The sequence below is a fragment of the Pseudomonas siliginis genome (assembly GCF_019145195.1).
GTDB lineage: Bacteria > Pseudomonadota > Gammaproteobacteria > Pseudomonadales > Pseudomonadaceae > Aquipseudomonas > Aquipseudomonas siliginis.
Genome location: NZ_JAHSTW010000009.1, coordinates 293950 through 310221 on the forward strand (window position 1 = coordinate 293950; position 16272 = coordinate 310221).

Here is a 16272-nt window from a genome sequence, read left to right on the forward strand (position 1 = left end):
CGGCGCCGTTACGGGCGCCGGGTTTCAGCCAGTCAGATGGGGGTCAGGCAACCTTCCTGCAACTGCAGGACGCGGTCCATCTGGCGAGCCAGGTTCATGTCGTGCGTCACCACCAGGAACGCCGTGCGCATCGAAGTGCTCAGCTCCAGCATCAGATCCTGAATGCCTTCGGCGGTGTGCAGGTCGAGGTTACCGGTTGGCTCATCGAGCATCACCAGCCCCGGATTGTTGACCAGAGCACGGGCGATGGCCACGCGCTGACGTTCGCCGCCGGACAGCTCGGCCGGTTTGTGTTCCAGACGATGGCCCAGACCGACGCGCTCCAGCAATGCCGTGGCACGCTGGCGCGCCTCCGGGATGGCGGTCTTGCCGATCAACAGCGGCATGCAGACGTTTTCCAGCGCGGTGAATTCCGGCAGCAGGTGGTGAAACTGGTAAACGAAACCAAGCGCGCGATTGCGCAGCAGGCCCCGCTTCTTCTCGCTCAACGCCGACAGTTCTTCACCGTCGAGCCAGACGCTGCCCTTGCTCGGCGTATCGAGGCCGCCGAGCAGGTTGAGCAAGGTACTTTTGCCGGAACCGGATTTGCCCACGATCGCTACACGTTCGCCCGGGTGCAACTCCAGTTGCAGGCCGGCCAGCACTTGTACCGACTCCGGACCCTCCTCGTAGGATTTGCCCAGGTTACGGCAGCTCAGAATTGCTTGTTCACTCATGCCCGACTCACTCATAACGTAACGCCTCCGCCGGCTGGGTGCGCGCGGCACGCCAGGCGGGATACAGGGTGGCGAGGAAACTCAGGACCAACGCAGCGGCGCAGACCATGACGACGTCCTGGCTCTGTACCTGCGAAGGAAGATAATCAATGAAATACACGTCAGCATTAAGGAACTTGTGGCCGATCAGCCCTTCGAGCGCCGAAATGGCCGCACTGACATTCAGTGCCGCGAGGATCCCGACCACCGCGCCGATGGCCGTGCCGACCACGCCGATCACCGTGCCCTGAACCATGAACGTGCGCATGATCGTGCCCGGAGTGGCGCCGAGGGTGCGCAGAATGGCGATGTCGCCCTTCTTGTCGTTCACCACCATCACCAGCGTGGAAATGATGTTGAACGCGGCAACGGCAACGATCAGCAGCAACAGCAGACCGATCATGGCTTTTTCCATGCGGATCGCTTGATACAGGTTGCCGTGGGTGCGCGTCCAGTCGCGGGCGTAGTAACGATCTTCGCCGAGCTGCTGGGCGATGTTCCACGCCTCGCGCGGGGCTTGGAACAGGTCGTCGAACTTCAGCCGCAGGCCCTGCACCTGATCGGCTTTCCAGCGGTGCATTTTCGCCAGATCCTGCAGATTGGTCACGCCGAGGTAGCCGTCGAGCTCACCGGCGCCGACATGGAAAATGCCGACCACGGTGAAGCGCTTCATGCGCGGGAACATCCCGGCCGGGGTCACGCTGACCTCCGGTGCGACGAAGGTGACCTTGTCACCGATGCCGACGCCGAGCTTGGTCGCCGCCTTGTCGCCGATGACGATGCCGAAGCTGCCGGGCGTCAGGTCGTCGAGTTTGCCCTGCTTCATGAAGTTGTCGATGATCGACACATTGCGCTCGAGCGCAGGATCAATGGCATTGAGCAACACCTTGGAAACCTGACCGTTGTTGGTCAGCAGGCCCTGCATCTGGGTAAACGGCGCCACCGCCGTCACCTGCCGGTTCTGCTTGACCTTGTCGGCCAGGCTCTGCCAGTCATTGATCGGCTCGCCGGTCTCGAGAGTGGCGTGGGGCACCATGCCCAGCACGCGGGTGCGCATCTCATGATCGAAGCCGTTCATCACCGACAGCACGACGATCATCACGACCACGCCAAGGGCGAGCCCGATCATCGAAGTCAGGGAAATGAATGACACAAAATGATTGCGACGCTTTGCACGGGTATAACGCGTGCCGATAAATACGAAGAGAGGTCTGAACATGTCGGGGCTTGTTCGGAGGGAAAAGGAACGTCCTTGTGGCGGGGGTCGAAAACCAGCTTTACACTCAGACCACCGCCGCTACCATGGGTTCGCCATGTCGACATTAGATGAAGAAGATCGCCGCGAATACTACCGTATCGAGGACACGATCGCACTGGAAATTCGGCCCCTGTCCGCTCCCGAAGCCGCAGGCCAGGAAGTGTTGCAGGATGCTTCCCCACTCTTCAACCTGCTCAGCGAACTGCACCTGAGCGAATTCGAGTCGCAGCACCTGCTGCGACAGATCAGCGAGCGCGACCGCGCCATCGCCGCGTTCCTCAAATCGCAGAACAAACGCATCGACCTGCTCAGCCAGGTAATCGCCCTGACGGTGCTCGGACACATCGGCGAGCCGCAGCCGGTGATCATCTCCGAGGGCGGGATCGACTTTCAGCACCCGACCCCGATTGCCACCGGCGCACACCTGTCGGTGAAACTGGTACTGATGCCGCAGGCGCTTGGCCTGCTGCTGCGTGCCCGGGTCACCCATTGCGATCCCAAGGGCGATGGCTATGACGTCGGCACCGAGTTCGAGCGCCCGACCGATGCCCAGCGCCAATTGCTCGCGCGCTACATTTTGCAGAAGCAGGCTCAGGAACGCCGTCTGGCCCGCGAACAGAACGAATCTGGCATTTAACTTAAGGAAGCACCGTGACCCTCATCTACGGCCACCGCGGCGCCAAGGGCGAAGCACCGGAAAACACCCTGAGCAGCTTTCAGGAATGCCTCAAGCACGGCGTGCGCCGCTGCGAACTGGATCTGCACCTGTCCAAGGACGGCGAGCTGATGGTCATCCATGACCCGACCCTCAAGCGCACCACCGACCGTCGCGGCAAAGTCGTCGAGCACACCGCCGCCGAACTGGTGACCTACGACGCACGCAAGGGCGGCCCGGGCTGGATCAAGCCGTGCCCGATTCCAACGCTGGAAGAGTTGTTCGAGCAATGTGATTTCGAGCACTGGCAACTGGAAGTCAAAAGCGCTTCACGCACCCGCGCGGCGACTACCGTGCTGGCGATTCGGGAAATGGCTCAACGGCATGGCCTGCTCGACAAGGTGACGATCACCTCGAGCTCACGGGAAGTCTTGAAGGCAGCGCTGGACCTGGTACCGGACGTATCCCGTGGCCTGGTGGCCGAATACGCCTGGCTCGATCCGCTGAAGGTGGCGGCCAGCTACGGTTGCGAAATTCTCGCGTTGAACTGGACGCTGTGTACGCCGGAACGCCTGCAGAAGGCGCAGCGTCAGGGCCTGCATGTGTCGGTGTGGACCGTCAACGAGCCTGCACTGATGCGCAGACTCGCCGACTTCGGCGTTGACAGCCTGATTACAGACTTTCCCGGTTTGGCCACTGCCACCCTTGAGAATTGCTGAAATCGGTCTCCCCGGCCGGCTCAGGCCACCGGCCGGAGCCCGTCAAAAAAGCCGGTTGAGGCCGTCGTACGCCGCTACCCGATAGGCTTCGGCCATGGTCGGGTAGTTGAACGTGGTGTTGACGAAATACTTCAGGGTGTTCAGCTCGCCCGGCTGGTTCATGATCGCCTGACCGATGTGCACGATCTCCGACGCCTGATAACCGAAGCAATGCACGCCGAGCACTTCCAGCGTTTCGCGGTGGAAGAGGATCTTCAGCATGCCTTGCGGCTCACCGGCAATCTGCGCCCGCGCCATGCTCTTGAAGAAGGCCTTGCCGACTTCGTACGGCACTTTCGCCTGGGTCAGCTCCTGCTCGTTCTTGCCGATCGAGCTGATCTCCGGAATGGTGTAGATGCCGGTCGGCACGTCATTGACGAAGCGCCAGCTGCCATTGTCGACGATGCTGCCAGCGGCCGAACGACCCTGGTCGTGGGCGGCACTGGCCAAGCTTGGCCAGCCGATCACGTCACCGGCGCCGTAGATGTTCTCTATGCAGGTGCGGTAGTTCTGGTCGACCTCGATCTGGCCACGGCTGTTGACCTTGACCCCGATGTTTTCCAGACCCAGCGTGTCGGTGTTGCCGGTACGGCCGTTGCACCAGAGCAAGGCGTCGGCCTTGATCTTCTTGCCGGATTTCAGGTGCAGGATCACGCCGTTGTCCACGCCTTCGACGCGGTCGTACTCTTCGTTGTGACGCACGGTGATGTTGTTGTTGCTGAAGTGGTAGCTCAGCGCCTGGGAAATTTCCGAGTCAAGGAAGCTCAGCAACTGGCCACGGTTGTCGACCAGTTCGACCAGCACACCCAGACCACTGAAGATCGATGCGTATTCGCAACCGATCACACCAGCGCCGTAAACGATCAGTTTGCGCGGGGTGTGACCGAGGCTGAGGATGGTGTCGCTATCGTAGATGCGCGGGTGGTGGAAATCGATGTCCGCCGGGCGATACGGGCGCGAACCGGTAGCGATGATGATGTGCTTGGCGACCAGTTTTTCGACCACGCCGTTGCCACAGACCACTTCGATGGTTTGCTCGTCGGCGAAGCTGCCGGTGCCGAAGAACACGTCGACACGATTACGGGCGTAGTAGCCGGTGCGCGATGCGACTTGTTTGGAAATGACTTTTTCGGCGCTTTTCAACACGTCCGGGAAGGAGAACCAGCGTGGCTCGCCGATGGCGCGGAACATCGGGTTGGTGTTGAACTGCATGATCTGCCGCACCGAGTGACGCAGTGCCTTGGACGGGATGGTGCCGAGGTGGGTGCAGTTGCCGCCAACCTGACGACGGCTGTCGACCATCGCGACCTTGCGCCCCGCTTTGGCGGCGTTCATTGCCGCGCCTTCTCCCGCCGGGCCGGAACCCAGTACCACCACGTCGTAGTTGTAGACAGCCATGCGTACTCCTCAGAACAGGCCGCGGTGCCAGCAGCACCGGCGGCTAAATCACGCCGAACGGCGGCGCGAAGGAACAATTGGGGGCCAGTGAAGAACCCGGACACAGTCTATAGAAGCGTCAACGCCGCGCACATTAACCCTTGGTCGCGTCGTAGGCTACTTTTGCCTGCACTACAACGCCAGCTTTCGTCTTGTCTTCAGTCAGTTTTTTTCACCGACAAGCTGCGCAAATGCCTGACTGCTGCGGGTGACGAAACCTGTATCGGCACGCAAGACAAAGAATGCAGCAATGTCATGTTTTTGGGCATAGTCCCGCGCCCTTTCCGGCCCGAGAATCAGCAACAGCGTCGATAGTCCATCGGCCATCAACGCTGAAGGATGAATCACCGTGACTGACGCCAGATCATGTAGGACCGGTCTTCCGCTGCGTGCATCGAAGGTGTGGGAATAACGCCGACCGTCCTGCAGAAAATAGTGGCGGTAGTCGCCGGAGGTGGATACGCCATAGCCGTCGACATCGATAATCCGCTCGGCCACTTGCTGGTCATCGCGAGGCTCTTCGAGAGCGATGCGCCACGCTGAACCATTCGGCTTCTTGCCCCGGGCCTTGAGTTCGCCCGTTGCTTCGACCAAGTAATTATCGATGCCCATGACCTGCAATCTGGCGGCGATGGCATCCACGGCATAACCGGCGGCAATGCTGTTGAAGTCGACTTCGACGGCGGTGTCCTTGCACAACCGTTCGCCATCGATGCGCAGGTGCTGATGGCCGACCCGCTGCATGACCTCGGCCACAGCGGCCGCATCAGGGATCTTTTCTCCGCGTCCTTGCGGGCCGAATCCCCAGAGGTCCAGCAGCGGCTCCACGGTCAGGTCGTAGGAGCCTTCGCTTTGCGTTGAAAGCTGTTCGCCGATGCGGACCAATTCGAGCACTGCTGCCGGCATGGCTTGGCAGCTATCGGCGGGCAAGGCGTTGAAACGCTGGATGGCGGAGTCACTTCGGTAAGTCGACAGCTGTTGATCGACGTCGCCGAGGATGCGCTCCACTTCACCGCGCACTTGCGCAGGATCGGCGACCCCGGCGTGGCGCACATACTTGACCGACCAGGTGCTGCCCATGGTCGAGCCACCGACCTGTTCCAGGGAATCGCCGTTGCCGCAGCCGACCAAAGCCGCCGCCAAGACCACAAGCCCCCACCAGCGTCCAGTTAACAATTCTTCATCTCCCCGCAAAACCACGGCGGCCATTATGAACTACAAGCGCCCGCTCGCTTCCCCATGGCTGCAACGCCTTTATACAAAATTGAACAGTGAGTACCTCCCATGTCCTCCACCACGGGCAAAGGCAAAGCGATCTTTCGCGTTGTCAGCGGCAACTTCCTCGAAATGTTCGACTTCATGGTCTACGGCTTCTATGCCACGGCCATCGCCAAAACCTTCTTCCCCACCGACAGCGCCTTCGCTTCGCTGATGCTGTCGCTGGCGACCTTCGGCGCCGGCTTCCTGATGCGCCCGCTCGGGGCGATTTTCCTCGGTGCCTATATCGACCGTCACGGACGGCGCAAAGGGCTGATCATCACCTTGGCGATGATGGCCGCCGGTACAGTGCTGATTGCCTGCGTACCCGGCTACGCGACGCTCGGTGTCGCCGCGCCGCTGCTGGTGTTGTTCGGCCGTTTGCTGCAAGGCTTCTCGGCGGGCGTGGAACTGGGCGGCGTGTCGGTGTATCTGGCGGAAATTTCAACGCCGGGGCGTAAAGGCTTTTTCGTCAGTTGGCAGTCGGCCAGCCAACAGGCTGCGGTAGTCTTCGCCGGTCTGCTCGGTGTCGGTCTCAACCACTGGCTGAGCCCTGAGCAGATGGGCGAATGGGGCTGGCGCGTACCGTTTCTGATTGGCTGCATGATCGTGCCGGTGATTTTTTTCATCCGACGCTCGCTGGAAGAAACCCCGGAGTTCCAGGCGCGCACCCACCGCCCTACCCTCGGCGAAATCGTCCGCTCGATCGGGCAGAACTTCGGCATCGTTATTGCCGGCATGGCGCTGGTGGTGATGACCACAGTTTCGTTCTACCTGATCACTGCCTACACGCCGACGTTTGGCAAGGCTGAGCTGCATCTGTCTGATCTCGACGCCTTGCTGGTGACGGTGTGCATCGGCTTGTCGAACTTCTTCTGGCTACCGGTGATGGGCGCAGTATCCGACAAGATCGGCCGAAAACCCCTACTGCTGGCGGCGACGATTCTGGCGATCCTCACGGCGTATCCGGCACTGTCGTGGCTGGTGGCGAACCCGAGCTTCAGCCATTTGCTGATTGTCGAATTGTGGCTGTCGTTTCTGTACGGCTCGTACAACGGCGCGATGGTGGTGGCACTGACCGAGATCATGCCGGTGGAAGTGCGCACGACCGGCTTCTCGCTGGCGTACAGCCTCGCGACGGCGACGTTCGGCGGCTTTACCCCGGCGGCGTGTACCTATCTGATTCATGTGCTGGACAACAAGGCAGCACCGGGCATCTGGCTCAGTGGCGCGGCGGTGTTGGGCTTGATTGCGACACTGGTGCTGTTCCGTGGCAACCGGCATGAGTTGCGCACGGCGCAGGCCTCGGTAGCCAGCGGCGCCTGACAGAATGCTTTCGCGAGCAGGCTCGCTCCCACAGAAGATTGTGAACGACACTGATCCAGTGTGAGAGCGAGCCTGCTCGCGAAGAGGCCGGCAAGGACGCCGAAGATCCAACAGGCCCACAAACAAAAACGCCCCGACAAAATGCCGGGGCGTTTTCATTCAAGCCTGAGGCTTAGCGCGGGAACGCTGGCGGATTCACATCAGCCATGTCTTCCATTACGCGAACCACTTGGCAGCTGTAGCCGAACTCGTTGTCGTACCAAACGTACAGAACGACGCGGTTGTCCTGCACGATGGTCGCTTCAGCATCAACCACACCAGCGTGACGCGAGCCGACGAAGTCGGTCGACACCACTTCCTGCGAATTGACGAAGTCGATCTGCTTGTGCAGCTCGGAGTGCAGCGCCATGTAGCGCAGGTACTCGTTCATCTCTTCACGGGTGGCGGCTTTCTCAAGGTTGAGGTTGAGAATGGCCATCGACACGTTCGGCGTCGGAACGCGGATCGCGTTACCGGTCAGCTTGCCGGCCAGCTCAGGCAGAGCCTTGGCAGCAGCGGTGGCGGCGCCGGTCTCGGTGATTACCATGTTCAGCGCGGCGCTACGACCACGGCGATCGCCCTTGTGGAAGTTGTCGATCAGGTTCTGGTCGTTGGTGTACGAGTGAACGGTTTCGACGTGACCGTTGATGATGCCGAACTTGTCGTTGACCGCTTTGAGCACCGGCACGATGGCGTTGGTGGTGCAGGAAGCAGCCGAGACGATTTTGTCGTCAGCGGTGATTTCACCGTGGTTGATGCCGTGAACGATGTTCTTCAGCTTGCCCTTGCCAGGCGCGGTCAGAACAACGCGATCAATGCCCGGGCAGGCCAGGTGCTGACCCAGGCCATCGGCGTCACGCCATACACCGGTGTTGTCCACCAGCAGCGCGTCTTTGATGCCGTACTGGGTGTAATCCACCTCGGTCGGGTTCTTCGCGTAGATCACCTGGATCAGGTTACCGTTGGCGGTGATGGTGTTGTTTTCTTCATCGATGGTAATGGTGCCGTTGAACGAACCGTGTACCGAATCGCGACGCAGCAGGCTGGCGCGTTTGGTCAGGTCGTTTTCGGCGCCTTTGCGCACGACGATGGCGCGCAGACGCAGGCCGTCGCCACCACCGGTTTTCTCGATCAGGATGCGCGCCAGCAGACGGCCGATACGACCGAAGCCGTAAAGAACAACGTCGGTGCCTTTGCGGGCCGAGGCGTTCTGCTGGCCAACCACGTCAGCCATCTCTTCACGCACGAACTGCTCGGCGCTGCGGCCGTTGCCTTCGTTACGGAATTTGAACGCCAGCTTGCCCAGATCCACCGACGCCGCGCCGAGCTTGAGCTCGCTCATGGCCTTGAGCAGTGGGAATGTTTCGTGGACGGAGAGTTCGCTGTCGTCGGAAGAACGGTGGCGAGCAAAGCGGTGAGCTTTGAGAATCGCGATGACAGACTGGTTGATCAGGCTGCGGCCATAGATCGAGCTAACCACGTTGTTATTGCGGTAGAGCTGACCGATAAGCGGGATCATCGCTTCTGCGAGTGCTTCACGGTCGATCCATTCACCAAGACACTGGTCGGGCTTCTGAGTCACGGTAACCTTCCACATGTAGGGGCAGAAAAAAGGGGCTACATTATGCCGCCGACAAGCCCTTTCAGCAATGCGCGCTTGTCGCGCAATCGGTAACAAAATCCCGTTCAAAAAATTTACGCCCTTCTCCAGCCCAATAAAACCGGGGCTTTCAGCGCAGTCAATTTTTCGACGACTGTTAGACGATGTCTGTAACCCTCCGTAACACCACCCGGTTTCGGCACTACATAACCATGAAAAAAGTGCTCGTTTTTATGGTTACCACTACATTTCGTCCAAACCGTGAAGATAGACGCAGTCTACAACTGACAGGCGGCACCGGAGGCCGCTACAATTACCGACTTTGTCGCAACGCCTGGAGCTCAACCTTCCGTGCCTGTTCTGCGTCTACCGCTACTCCCTGCCGAAGCAGGTAAACAGCACTGGGGCAATCTGCCCGGTGCCGCCCTCAGCCTGGCGATTGCCGAGGCTGCCAGCGCTGCCAAGCGCTTTACCCTGCTGCTGACCGCCGACAGCCAAAGTGCCGAACGGCTGGAACAGGAGCTGAGTTTCTTCGCCCCGGATTTGCCCGTACTGCATTTCCCCGACTGGGAAACCCTGCCCTACGACCTGTTCTCGCCGCACCAGGACATCATCTCCCAGCGCATCGCCAGCCTGTATCGCCTGCCGGAACTGGCCCACGGCGTGCTGGTGGTTCCGATAACCACCGCCCTGCATCGCTTGGCGCCGACCAAATTCCTCCTCGGCAGCAGCCTGGTGCTGGATATCGGCCAGAAGCTCGACGTCGAACAGATGCGTGCGCGGCTCGAAGCCAGCGGCTATCGCTATGTCGACACGGTGTATGAGCACGGCGAGTTCACCGTACGCGGCGCGCTGATCGACCTGTTCCCGATGGGCAGCAAGCTGCCCTATCGCATCGACCTGTTCGACGACGAAATCGAAACCCTGCGCACCTTCGATCCGGAAACCCAGCGTTCAATCGACAAGGTCGAGTCGGTCAAGCTGCTGCCGGCCCGCGAGTTCCCGTTGCAGAAAGACGCAGTCACCCGCTTCAAGGCGCGCTTTCGCGAGCGCTTCGACGTCGACTTCCGCCGCTGCCCGATCTTTCAGGATTTGAGCAGCGGTATCACTCCGGCCGGCATCGAGTACTACCTGCCGCTATTCTTCGACGAAACTTCGACGCTGTTCGATTACCTGCCTCAGGACACGCAAGTGTTCTCGCTGCCGGGCATCGAGCAGGCGGCGGAAAACTTCTGGAACGACGTGCGCAATCGTTACGAAGAACGCCGCGTCGATCCATCGCGTCCTTTATTGCCACCGGCCGAACTGTTCCTGCCGGTGGAAGACTGCTTCGCGCGCCTGAAGAACTGGCCGCGAGTCGTCGCCAGTCAGCAGGACGTCGAAACCGGCGTCGGCCGTGAACGCTTCCCGGCGCACGCGCTGCCGGATCTGGCCATCGAAGCCAAAGCCACGCAACCACTGGCGGCGCTGGCCGGTTTCCTCGAAGAATTCCCCGGTCGCGTGCTGTTCACCGCCGAATCGGCGGGTCGTCGCGAAGTCCTGCTGGAACTGCTGGAACGCCTGAAGCTGCGGCCGAAAACCGTCGACAGCTGGCCAGACTTCGTTGCCAGCAAGGATCGTCTGGCGATCACCATCGCCCCGCTCGACGAGGGCCTGCTGCTCGACGACCCGGCGCTGGCGCTGGTGGCGGAAAGTCCGCTGTTCGGGCAACGAGTGATGCAACGTCGTCGCCGCGAGAAGCGCAGCGACGTCAGCAACGATGCGGTAATCAAGAACCTCACCGAACTGCGCGAAGGCGCGCCGGTGGTGCATATTGACCATGGTGTCGGCCGCTACCTGGGCCTGACGATTCTGGAAATCGACAATCAGGCCGCCGAATTCCTCACCCTCGAATACGCCGAGAACGCCAAGCTGTACGTGCCGGTAGCCAACCTGCACCTGATCGCGCGCTACACCGGCAGCGACGACTCGCTCGCGCCGCTGCACCGCCTCGGCTCGGAAACCTGGCAGAAAGCCAAGCGTAAGGCCGCCGAGCAGGTGCGTGACGTCGCCGCCGAATTGCTCGACATTTATGCCCGTCGCGCCGCCCGTGAAGGTTATGCCTTCGCCGATCCGAAAGCCGATTACGCCACCTTCAGCGCCGGTTTCCCGTTCGAGGAAACACCCGATCAGCAAGCCACCATCGAGGCCGTGCGCGAAGACATGCTCGCGCCGAAACCGATGGATCGCCTGGTCTGCGGCGACGTCGGCTTCGGCAAGACCGAAGTGGCCATGCGCGCCGCGTTCATCGCCGTGCACGGCGGTCGTCAGGTGGCGATTCTGGTACCGACCACCCTGCTCGCCCAGCAGCACTACAACAGTTTCCGCGACCGCTTCGCCGACTGGCCGGTGACGGTCGAAGTGATGAGTCGCTTCAAATCGGCCAAGGAAGTCAACGCGGCGATCGCCGATCTGGCGGAAGGCAAGATCGACATCGTCATCGGCACGCACAAGCTGCTGTCCGATGATGTGAAGATCAAAAACCTCGGGCTGGTGATCATCGACGAAGAACACCGTTTTGGCGTACGCCAGAAAGAACAGCTCAAGGCCCTGCGCAGCGAGGTCGACATTCTGACCCTGACCGCGACGCCGATTCCGCGGACGCTGAACATGGCGGTGTCGGGCATGCGCGACCTGTCGATCATCGCCACGCCGCCAGCGCGACGCCTGTCGGTGCGCACTTTTGTCATGGAGCAGAACAAGAGCACGGTCAAAGAGGCTCTGCTGCGTGAACTGCTGCGTGGCGGTCAGGTTTATTACCTGCACAACGATGTGAAGACCATCGAGAAGTGCGCCGCCGACCTCGCGGAATTGGTGCCGGAAGCGCGCATCGGTATCGGCCACGGGCAGATGCGCGAACGTGAACTCGAACAGGTGATGAGCGACTTCTACCACAAGCGCTTCAACGTGCTGATCGCCTCGACCATCATCGAGACCGGCATCGACGTGCCGAGCGCCAACACCATCATTATCGAACGCGCCGACAAGTTCGGTCTGGCCCAGTTGCACCAATTGCGTGGCCGCGTCGGCCGCAGTCACCACCAGGCTTACGCCTACCTGCTGACACCGCCACGCCAGCAAATCACTTCGGACGCGGAAAAACGTCTGGAAGCGATCGCCAATACCCAGGACCTCGGCGCCGGTTTCGTCCTGGCCACCAACGACCTGGAAATCCGTGGCGCCGGCGAACTGCTGGGCGATGGTCAGAGCGGGCAGATTCAGGCCGTCGGTTTCACCCTGTACATGGAAATGCTCGAGCGCGCGGTGAAGTCGATCCGCAAGGGCGAGCAGCCGAACCTCGATCAACCGCTGGGTGGCGGCCCGGAAGTCAATCTGCGGGTGCCGGCGCTGATTCCGGAAGATTATCTGCCGGATGTGCATGCGCGGTTGATTCTGTATAAACGCATCGCCTCGGCCACCGACGAGGAAGGCCTCAAGGACCTGCAGGTGGAGATGATCGACCGCTTCGGCCTGTTGCCGGAGCCGACCAAGAACCTGGTGCGGATCACCGCGCTGAAATTGCAGGCGGAAAAGCTTGGCATCAAGAAAGTCGACGGCGGGCCGCAAGGCGGACGTATCGAGTTCGAAGCGCAGACGCCGGTTGACCCGATGACCCTGATCAAGCTGATCCAGACGCAGCCCAAGCGCTACAAGTTCGAAGGCGCGACGATGTTTAAATTCCAGGTGCCAATGGAGCGCCCGGAAGAACGTTTCAATACTGTCGAGGCGCTGTTTGAGCGTCTCATCCCGAAATCCGCTTGAAGGACGCCCGATGCGCCTGTTCCGCTCTCTGACTTTGTTGCTTGCACTTGCAGCACCGACGGCGTTTGCCGATGACACGTATCAGGTCGAAATGATCCTGGTGCGCCAGAATGCCGTCCCGGCCATCGTCAGCCGCGCCGCCCCGGAAGACTGGGCCGCAGGCGCCCAGCGTCTGGGCAGCGACAGCCAGCGCACCCCAGCGCTGAATGATGTAGTGAACAAACTCACCGCCAGCGGCGAGTACACCGTGCTGATGCACAAAGCCTGGCAGCAGAGCCTCGGCGAAGCGCCGGCGAAAGTCGCAGTCAGCGAAGGTCAGGAGCAGTTCGGCCAGTTCCCGATCGAGGGCACGCTGGAAATGAAACTCGGCCGCTTCACCGACGTGACCGCCGATTTCTGGGTCAATCAGATCGACGCCAATGGCCTGGTCACCGCCAGTGAGCGCCTGCGTCAGGACAGCCACACCAAGAACGGCCAGCTCAATTACCTCGACAACGGTCATCTGGCCCTGCTGATCAAGATCACTTCCCTGACCGCGCCAGCGCCTCGCGAAGCGCCTGAAGTCGTGCCGGACTGATCGAAGTCCTTATGCCGCCGCCCCTGAGCAAACCGCTGGCCCCGTCGTGGGTCAGCCGATTCAAAGAGCAGAGTCTGGAGCGCGGCCGCCGCTACGCTTTGGAGAATCGAGTGCGCATCGCCCAGGTCGGCGATGCGACCATCACCGCCAGTTGCGAAGGTTCTGGCGGCAGTGTCTACCGGCAGACCATCCATCTGCGCGAGTCAGCCAAAGCGACGCTGTTGCTGGTCGACGCCACCTGCACCTGTCCGGTGCGCAGCAACTGCAAACACTGCGCGGCGGTGCTGCTGAAAATCCAGGAAACCCTCGACTACCCCGCCGCCGCGAAAGATGCCGAACTGCTGGAGAAGCTCCAGGCCGTGCTGGAAAACCGTAGCCCGAAAGCGCCGCCGCAAGTGCTGGTGGACAACGTGCAGCCGGTGCCGCGCCTGTGGCTGGCGAGCGTCGAGTTCAGCGCCTTCGAGCCGCGCAACGGCAAGATGCAGCGCTACATTCAGCACCGCGCGGCGCTGTCGTTCAGCTATTTGGACGAATACGTCAGCGGGCAAAAACACAGCGATATCCTGATCCGTCAGGAAGCCCAGACCCTGCGGATAAAACGTCACCCGGACGTCGAACAGTCCTACCGCGAACAGTTACGCATCCTCGGTTTCCGCATCGCCACCCGGCAGAGCAAAGCCCTGCCGGAAAGCGCCGGCGAACTCTACGAGATGGTCAACGACAGCGCCTGGCTGACCTTCACCCTCAATGACTTGCCGAAGTTGCGCAGCCAAGGCTGGGAGTTGCAGATCGATGAGGAATTCGGTTTCGACCTGACCGCCGTCGACGACTGGTACGCCACCGTCGAACAGGCGCCGGAACGCGACTGGTTCGATCTGGAGCTGGGCATCATCGTCAACGGCGAGCGCCTGAGCCTGCTGCCGATTCTGCTGAATCTGATGCGCTCGCACACCGAGATCCTCAACCCGGAACGCCTCGCCCGCCGTCGCGATGACGAGCTGATTCTGGTGAACATTCCGCAACGCACCAGCGAGCATGGGCCGTTGCAAGTGGCGCTGCCGCTCGGTCGCCTGAAGCCGGTATTGATGACGCTGGGCGAGTTCTATTTGCAGGAGCCGGGCGAAACCACCCTGCGCCTGAGCAAGGCTGACGCCACCCGGCTCAATTCGCTGGAAGGCCTGCCGCTGTTGTGGGAAGGCGGCGAGCAGATGCGCACCTTCGCCCAGCGCCTGCGCGACATCCGCGATTTCACTGCCGAAGCGCCGCAAGGTCTGAATGCAACGCTGCGCCCGTATCAGCTCGAAGGTTTGAGCTGGATGCAATCGCTGCGGCAACTGGAGGTCGGCGGCATTCTCGCGGACGACATGGGCCTGGGCAAAACCCTACAGACCCTGGCGCATATTCTCAGCGAGAAGAACGCCGGACGCCTCGATCGTCCGTGCATGGTAGTGATGCCGACCAGCCTGATTCCGAACTGGCTCGATGAAGCGGCGCACTTCACCCCGCAGCTGAAAGTCCTCGCGCTGTACGGCGCCACGCGCAAAAAGCACTTCGACAATCTGGCCGACTTCGACCTGATCCTCACCACTTACGCCCTGCTGCCCAAGGACCTCGAGCGCCTGGCCAAACAGCCGCTGCACGTGCTGGTGCTGGACGAAGCGCAATACATCAAGAACCCCAACAGCAAAGCCGCTCAGGCCGCGCGCGAGCTGAACGCGCGCCAGCGCCTGTGCCTCAGCGGCACGCCGCTGGAAAACCACTTGGGCGAACTCTGGTCGCTGTTCCACTTCCTGTTGCCGGGCTGGCTCGGCGACGTGAAAAGCTTTAATGCCGATTACCGTGTGCCGATCGAAAAGCGCGGTAGCGAAGTCAGACTGCAGCACCTCAACGGTCGGATAAAACCGTTTCTGCTGCGCCGCACCAAAGAGCAGGTCGCCACGGAGCTGCCGCCGAAAACCGAAATCATCCACTGGGTCGAACTCAACGAAGCGCAGCGCGACGTGTACGAGACCATGCGCCTGGCGATGGACAAGAAAGTCCGTGACGAGATCACCCGCAAAGGCGTGGCGCGAAGCCAGATCATCATTCTCGAAGCATTGCTCAAGCTGCGCCAGGTCTGCTGCGATCTGCGCTTGGTCAACGACGCCACCCTGCCCGCGCGCGGCAGCACTTCGGGCAAGCTCGACAGCCTGATGGAAATGCTTGAGGAACTGTTCGAAGAAGGCCGGCGAATCCTGCTGTTCTCGCAATTCACTTCGATGCTGACATTGATCGAAGAGGAATTGAAAAAACGCAAGATCGCTTACGCCCTCCTCACTGGCCAGACCCGCGACCGGCGCACACCGGTGAAGGAATTCCAGAGCGGCACGCGTCAGATTTTTCTGATCAGCCTGAAGGCCGGTGGCGTCGGTTTGAACCTGACCGAAGCCGACACGGTGATTCACTACGACCCGTGGTGGAACCCGGCAACCGAGAATCAGGCCACCGACCGGGCCTATCGCATTGGCCAGGAAAAACCGGTGTTCGTCTACAAGATGATTGCCCGGGGCACAGTGGAAGAGAAAATTCAGCACCTGCAGAAGGAAAAGTCTGACCTGGCAGCGGGCGTGCTCGATGGGCGCAAGGCCGGTGACTGGAAGTTGCAGAGTGATGATATTGAAGCGCTGTTTGCGCCGTTGCCGGACAAGATCGACAAGCGCTGAAATCGGCGTCGCTGGTTAGATAGCTTTTCGCGAGCAGGCTCGCTCCCACAATTAATCCAGATTCGCTCGAGATCCAATGTGGGAGCGAGCCTGCTCGCGAATGGCCC

General features: G+C 61.0%; 11 protein-coding genes. 6 read left to right on the forward strand and 5 right to left on the reverse strand.

The annotated features are described in order from the left end of the window. Window positions 1-32 precede the first annotated feature (32 nt). Both lolD and KVG87_RS19385 read right to left on the reverse strand, forming a co-directional pair. Window positions 33-731: a lipoprotein-releasing ABC transporter ATP-binding protein LolD gene (gene lolD, locus KVG87_RS19380; RefSeq protein WP_024013628.1), complete on the reverse strand. Its 699-nt coding sequence runs from the start codon at window positions 729-731 to the stop codon at window positions 33-35. Then, window positions 724-1974, reverse strand: coding sequence for a lipoprotein-releasing ABC transporter permease subunit (locus KVG87_RS19385; RefSeq protein WP_024013629.1), 1251 nt, complete (start codon window positions 1972-1974; stop codon window positions 724-726). The genes lolD and KVG87_RS19385 overlap by 8 nt, the downstream gene beginning before the upstream one ends. Window positions 1975-2068: 94 nt before the next feature. Here KVG87_RS19385 and KVG87_RS19390 point away from each other — a divergent pair, with 94 nt between their 5' ends. Further along, window positions 2069-2650 (forward strand): PilZ domain-containing protein, encoded by a 582-nt coding sequence (locus KVG87_RS19390; RefSeq protein ID WP_217852133.1) that lies wholly within the window; start codon window positions 2069-2071, stop codon window positions 2648-2650. Window positions 2651-2664: 14 nt separating this feature from the next. Further along, window positions 2665-3387: a glycerophosphodiester phosphodiesterase gene (locus KVG87_RS19395; RefSeq protein ID WP_008087738.1), complete on the forward strand. Its 723-nt coding sequence runs from the start codon at window positions 2665-2667 to the stop codon at window positions 3385-3387. Window positions 3388-3429: 42 nt separating this feature from the next. Here KVG87_RS19395 and sthA read toward each other — a convergent pair whose 3' ends face one another. Further along, a complete protein-coding gene (gene sthA / locus KVG87_RS19400; protein WP_039760770.1) occupies window positions 3430-4824 on the reverse strand; it encodes a Si-specific NAD(P)(+) transhydrogenase in 1395 nt (464 codons plus the stop codon). A gap of 201 nt (window positions 4825-5025) precedes the next feature. Next, entirely contained in the window at window positions 5026-6072 is a 1047-nt protein-coding gene (locus KVG87_RS19405) for an FAD:protein FMN transferase (protein WP_217852135.1), read from the reverse strand. Window positions 6073-6147: 75 nt separating this feature from the next. Between KVG87_RS19405 and KVG87_RS19410 the strand changes: the two genes are divergently transcribed. Then, window positions 6148-7446 (forward strand): MFS transporter, encoded by a 1299-nt coding sequence (locus tag KVG87_RS19410; protein ID WP_041477332.1) that lies wholly within the window; start codon window positions 6148-6150, stop codon window positions 7444-7446. Between the two features lie 172 nt (window positions 7447-7618). Here the strand turns inward: KVG87_RS19410 and KVG87_RS19415 are convergent, their stop codons facing one another. Beyond that, window positions 7619-9082, reverse strand: a complete 1464-nt coding sequence (locus KVG87_RS19415) for a glyceraldehyde-3-phosphate dehydrogenase (protein WP_016775482.1) — start codon at window positions 9080-9082, stop codon at window positions 7619-7621. A gap of 354 nt (window positions 9083-9436) precedes the next feature. On the opposite strand from KVG87_RS19415, the gene mfd reads away from it, so the two are divergent. From mfd to KVG87_RS19430, 3 genes are read left to right on the forward strand one after another with little or no spacing between them, the layout of a single operon-like run. Next, on the forward strand, window positions 9437-12886 hold the full coding sequence (gene mfd, locus KVG87_RS19420) for a transcription-repair coupling factor (RefSeq protein ID WP_076563659.1): 3450 nt from the start codon (window positions 9437-9439) through the stop codon (window positions 12884-12886). Window positions 12887-12896: 10 nt separating this feature from the next. Continuing rightward, complete coding sequence (locus KVG87_RS19425) at window positions 12897-13463, forward strand: CsiV family protein (RefSeq protein WP_056791507.1); 567 nt, start codon at window positions 12897-12899, stop codon at window positions 13461-13463. Between the two features lie 11 nt (window positions 13464-13474). Further along, window positions 13475-16165, forward strand: coding sequence for a DEAD/DEAH box helicase (locus KVG87_RS19430; protein ID WP_041477338.1), 2691 nt, complete (start codon window positions 13475-13477; stop codon window positions 16163-16165). Window positions 16166-16272: the final 107 nt, after the last annotated feature.

Bases quoted from the DNA above. Each gene is read 5' to 3' on its own strand.
- KVG87_RS19430 (WP_041477338.1), top strand. From the start codon at position 13,475: ATGCCGCCGCCCCTGAGCAAACCGCTGGCCCCGTCGTGGGTCAGCCGA.
- lolD (WP_024013628.1), bottom strand. From the start codon at position 731: ATGAGTGAGTCGGGCATGAGTGAACAAGCAATTCTGAGCTGCCGTAAC.
- KVG87_RS19385 (WP_024013629.1), bottom strand. From the start codon at position 1,974: ATGTTCAGACCTCTCTTCGTATTTATCGGCACGCGTTATACCCGTGCA.
- sthA (WP_039760770.1), bottom strand. From the start codon at position 4,824: ATGGCTGTCTACAACTACGACGTGGTGGTACTGGGTTCCGGCCCGGCG.
- KVG87_RS19410 (WP_041477332.1), top strand. From the start codon at position 6,148: ATGTCCTCCACCACGGGCAAAGGCAAAGCGATCTTTCGCGTTGTCAGC.
- KVG87_RS19415 (WP_016775482.1), bottom strand. From the start codon at position 9,082: ATGTGGAAGGTTACCGTGACTCAGAAGCCCGACCAGTGTCTTGGTGAA.
- KVG87_RS19425 (WP_056791507.1), top strand. From the start codon at position 12,897: ATGCGCCTGTTCCGCTCTCTGACTTTGTTGCTTGCACTTGCAGCACCG.
- KVG87_RS19390 (WP_217852133.1), top strand. From the start codon at position 2,069: ATGTCGACATTAGATGAAGAAGATCGCCGCGAATACTACCGTATCGAG.
- KVG87_RS19405 (WP_217852135.1), bottom strand. From the start codon at position 6,072: ATGGCCGCCGTGGTTTTGCGGGGAGATGAAGAATTGTTAACTGGACGC.